This window comes from Candidatus Neomarinimicrobiota bacterium (assembly GCA_021157965.1).
In the GTDB taxonomy this organism is placed as follows: Bacteria; Fidelibacterota; Fidelibacteria; order Fidelibacterales; family Fidelibacteraceae; genus Fidelibacter.
This window is the reverse complement of sequence record JAGGVO010000045.1, coordinates 1-3,937: the sequence shown is the minus strand read 5'-3', so window position 1 is coordinate 3,937 and position 3,937 is coordinate 1. Positions and strand designations below refer to the sequence as shown.

The 3,937-nt window shown below is 47.3% G+C and carries 5 protein-coding genes; 2 read left to right on the top strand and 3 right to left on the bottom strand.

What is annotated here, in order from left to right:
• Positions 1 to 125: 125 nt before the first annotated feature.
• Both J7K63_07390 and nagA read left to right on the top strand, forming a co-directional pair.
• Positions 126 to 764 (top strand): SGNH/GDSL hydrolase family protein, encoded by a 639-nt coding sequence (locus J7K63_07390; GenBank protein ID MCD6234842.1) that lies wholly within the window; start codon positions 126 to 128, stop codon positions 762 to 764.
• Positions 765 to 946: 182 nt separating this feature from the next.
• Positions 947 to 2,188, top strand: coding sequence for an N-acetylglucosamine-6-phosphate deacetylase (gene nagA / locus J7K63_07385; GenBank protein MCD6234841.1), 1,242 nt, complete (start codon positions 947 to 949; stop codon positions 2,186 to 2,188).
• A gap of 63 nt (positions 2,189 to 2,251) precedes the next feature.
• Here nagA and J7K63_07380 read toward each other — a convergent pair whose 3' ends face one another.
• From J7K63_07380 to J7K63_07370, 3 genes are all read right to left on the bottom strand, one after another.
• A complete protein-coding gene (locus J7K63_07380) occupies positions 2,252 to 2,482 on the bottom strand; it encodes an SHOCT domain-containing protein (protein ID MCD6234840.1) in 231 nt (76 codons plus the stop codon).
• A 71-nt stretch (positions 2,483 to 2,553) separates the two neighbouring features.
• A complete protein-coding gene (locus J7K63_07375; GenBank protein MCD6234839.1) occupies positions 2,554 to 3,282 on the bottom strand; it encodes a CPBP family intramembrane metalloprotease in 729 nt (242 codons plus the stop codon).
• A gap of 1 nt (position 3,283) precedes the next feature.
• The coding region (locus J7K63_07370) for a CPBP family intramembrane metalloprotease (GenBank protein ID MCD6234838.1) at positions 3,284 to 3,937 on the bottom strand (654 nt) is incomplete at its 5' end.

Genomic DNA, 3,937 nt, shown 5'->3' with positions numbered 1-3,937 from the left:
TCTTAATTAGTTCGTTTAATTTACTAACTAAATTAAAGCTTCGTTTCCTGAATTTCAAATATTATTTTTCCATAGCTGTTTTTTTGTAAACATCGCCACATCAATCAAGAGGAAAGGATTGATCTATGTCTGCACTTTTTCGGATTCTCTGCATCGGCAACAGCATAACAGATGCAGGGCGAACCAATGACAAACCGCCCCTTGGGGATGGCTATGTTGCCCGGCTGAAGGAAATAATCGAAACCTGTCATCCCGATTTTCCCTTTGAAATCCTGAACAAAGGAATTTGCGGAAACACCATTGAAGGACTCGCCATGCGCTGGCAGACAGACGTTCTTGACCCGGCTCCGGATCTGCTGACAATGCTTATCGGCGTCAATGATGCCCATGTCACCCAGAACCACCCATCTCCCGAAGAAGAACGGATATCCCACTTCCTCAACATCTATAACACGCTGATCCGGCAGACACAGGCCGGCCTTCCCAATACACCCATCCTTCTTATGACTCCCTTTTATATCTGCAAAGACCCCTCCCTGCCGGTTCTGAAAACCACGGAGAAAATGGTCAGGGGTATTCTCGATCTTTCAAAGCACTATGCCCTTCCCTACCTTAACCTCCACGCCATGTTTATATCCCTCCTGGAAGAATCTCCCGAAAGCCGCTGGGCTACAGACCGCGTACACCCCACACCGAAAGGACACGGCCTGATCGCCCAAATCCTCTATAATGCCCTGATGCAACATAATTTCATAAGAAGCTGATCTGAAAAGGCATTTCCCTTTATATGCCTGCTCATCTGAAGCTTTTCGTAGGGACCTGAAGGACACAACCTTATTCCCCGGTTTCAATGCATCCGGGATATTTGGATGACCAATTTCACAAGGGGGCTTTCTATTCACAGGATAATTTGGTAATTTCCCGGCAGAAATATAAAGGATCCATCATGAGCAATACAGTTGTTCTTCGTCATGCCAGAGTCTTTACGGGCATTACCGTGCTGGAGGACTCATCCATTATCATTATCGATGATAAAATCTCTGATGTACTGAGTGAAAAACGCTTCAAACAGCGGACCTGGCCTAAAGATGTGAAAGTCTACGACATGGAAGATTCCTGGGTCTCGTCCGGTTTTGTGGATACTCACATTCACGGCCTGCACGGATTTGACACGGCGGACGGCGAAGTGGATTCCATTCTGGAAATGTCCAAAGCTCTTGTGGAATATGGTGTTACGGGATTTTGCCCTACGCTGTATCCCCAGGAAGATAAGGATTTCATTAAAGCGATTCGCAGTATCAGGGTTTCCATCGGGATTGAAACAGGTGCCAAGATTTTCGGCCTGAACCTGGAGGGTCCATTTCTATCCCGGGAAAAACCGGGTGTCTTACCGCCGAAAAACATGAAAGAAGTGAACCTGGATTTGATGGATCGTTATATCCGGGAATCAGGAAATAACATTGTCATCATGACGGTGGCTCCGGAGTTGAAAAACATGCACGAGCTGGCACTGTATTGTACCAAGAAAGGGATCGTCCTTTCGGCAGGACATTCCAACGCCACCTACGAAAACATGCTGGAAGGGATTCAGGCCGGTATTCTTCACTCCACACACTTTTTTAACGCCATGCGGCGGCTTCACCACCGGGATCCCGGTGTTGTGGGTGCCATTATGATCCATCCCAATGTATCCTGCGAAATTATTGCAGACGGCTATCACCTCCACCCCGCCATTGTCAAACTCCTCCGGGAAGTCAAACCCATCAACAAGATGATCCTGGTCACCGATTCCCTGAAGCCCACAGAACAGAAGTCAGGATGTCTTATCGCCAACAACGAAGAAGTCTATTATGACGAGGGTGTTTTCAAACGGAAAGCGGACGATACCATTGCCGGTTCAGCCCTGACCATGATCAAGGGGGTAAAAAACCTGGCAGGCATGGGCTTTGATGTGGATGATGCCCTGCGTATGGCTTCCTGTAATCCGGTGACCGTCCTCAGCCGGCAGATCCAAACCGGCTATATCCTCCCCGGTCGTTATGCCGATATTACCTCTTTTGATGATGACTTCGGCGTAAAACTCACCATGGTTCAGGGTGAAGTCAAATACATCAACATGGATAAACCGAAAAAACGGGTAAAAATCCTGCAGGATGACGAAAAGAAAAAAGCGGATACAAAAAATTAGGTTAAAACGTTTTCAGACGTTAAAAAGATTAAAAAGAAATAAATAAAACCCTTATTCCGGTATTTAGTTTTTCAGAAGATTTGCTTTTCGTTCTTCAAATTCTTTCTTGTCAATCTCGCCTTTGGCGTATCGTTCTTTCAAGATATCCAGGGGTGTTTTATCCCGTGAATATGGCCGACCGGATTCCTGAATCAGGGATTTTAATAGCAACCACAGCACAAAAATGATGATAACCATTCCCGGGAGCCAGATAAACCAGTTGACGCCCGGCCATCCCCAAAAACCGTGCACCATTGTATTCCTCCTATGGCTGAGAGTTACATTATCAAATTATCTATACATTGGGGATATTTAAGTGGATCCCGTTACATCTTGGCAACAAAGGCGAGTCCCACAACCCAGTCGATGGCATTCAGCAGGCAGTGGGACAACATCCCTATCAGAATATTTTTCTTTTTTTGAACCCCGTAAATCAGGGGCAGCACGGCCACCGTCCGGGTGACAACCAGCCAGGGCGTCCACACATGGTAGAGGGCAAAAAGCGCGCTATGAAGAAGGGGGGTCCACCCTTTCAATCTTTCCGGCATACGGGGCAACAGATATCCCCGGAAATACAATTCTTCCGTCACGGGTAAAATCACCACAAGAAAAATAAAAAAGAGTCCATAGGTGATAAGCAGGGATTCCCGTGAATACCCCCCGTCGAGTCCCATCTCAAGGTGCAGATATTCGGGTATCCATGAAAACAAGGATATCAGCAGGTCAGAGCTGAAATTGAAAAGGGTAAACAGAAGGCCACTTGCCAGAAAAATCGCCGGGACCCACACAAGGTAATGCCACAGGGATATGGAATGGCAATAGCGGACAATTCCGTTGAAAAAGGGTTTACCCGTCTTTTTCTTTTGAAACAGCAGATATCCCAGTTCAAAGGGGATTAAAGCCAGGATACCGGCAAGGATCAGAGCCATCACGGTAGGAAATCCCTGTGACCGGACAGATGGTGCCAGGGTATAGTATACAGCGCCGGTCAGAAATCCGGGTAAAAGATGTAGCAGAATGGAAATGGGAAGAGAATGTTCATTGGAGTTTTTCATATTACATCAGATTATTGCTTATGGGTTGTCTCATCACCTTTTCTTTGCTGATAAAAGAATCATACACAAAGAGTCCGGCCAGGAAAATCGCCAGGGAAATAAACCCGGCGAGTCCTGTCATACCGACTGTCAGGTCATTCCCCCCTTTAATCAGCATGATGGCGATACCGGCCGTCCCGTTGAGGGTGCCATGTATCACAGCCGCGGCGATCACGGAGCCTGATTTGATGGTCACATAGAGAAAGAGTGGTGTAAGTAAAAGGCACCAGATCGTCATCATCAGCACACCCAATTGGGGATGTTGGGGATAATTGTGTCCCATGAGGATAATAGGGGCATGCCAGATCCCCCAGATAAAGCCGATGGCCAGGGACGCTTTCAGGAAGGACATTTTTTTGAATTGACGGAGGAGGAATCCTCGCCATCCCAGTTCTTCACCGAAAGCCGCCACGGCATTGATCGTAATCCCGGCCAGGAGTCCCTGGAGAAAGGAAATCCAGAAAGGATGGACCGGATAGGTCTCAATGGATTGCCGGATTTGTTCCAGTTGTTCCGGTGTCATCATAGTTTCGAAGCGTTTCATCATCCCGGCCATATCGGGACTGAAGGAAACATCGGGAAACAGCAGGCTGATGCCGAAGGTCCCAAAGCCGAT

Excerpts from the sequence above, each read along its gene's own strand:
- J7K63_07390 (MCD6234842.1), top strand. The coding sequence starts at position 126 with ATGTCTGCACTTTTTCGGATTCTCTGCATCGGCAACAGCATAACAGAT.
- nagA (MCD6234841.1), top strand. The coding sequence starts at position 947 with ATGAGCAATACAGTTGTTCTTCGTCATGCCAGAGTCTTTACGGGCATT.
- J7K63_07380 (MCD6234840.1), bottom strand. The coding sequence starts at position 2,482 with ATGGTGCACGGTTTTTGGGGATGGCCGGGCGTCAACTGGTTTATCTGG.
- J7K63_07375 (MCD6234839.1), bottom strand. The coding sequence starts at position 3,282 with ATGAAAAACTCCAATGAACATTCTCTTCCCATTTCCATTCTGCTACAT.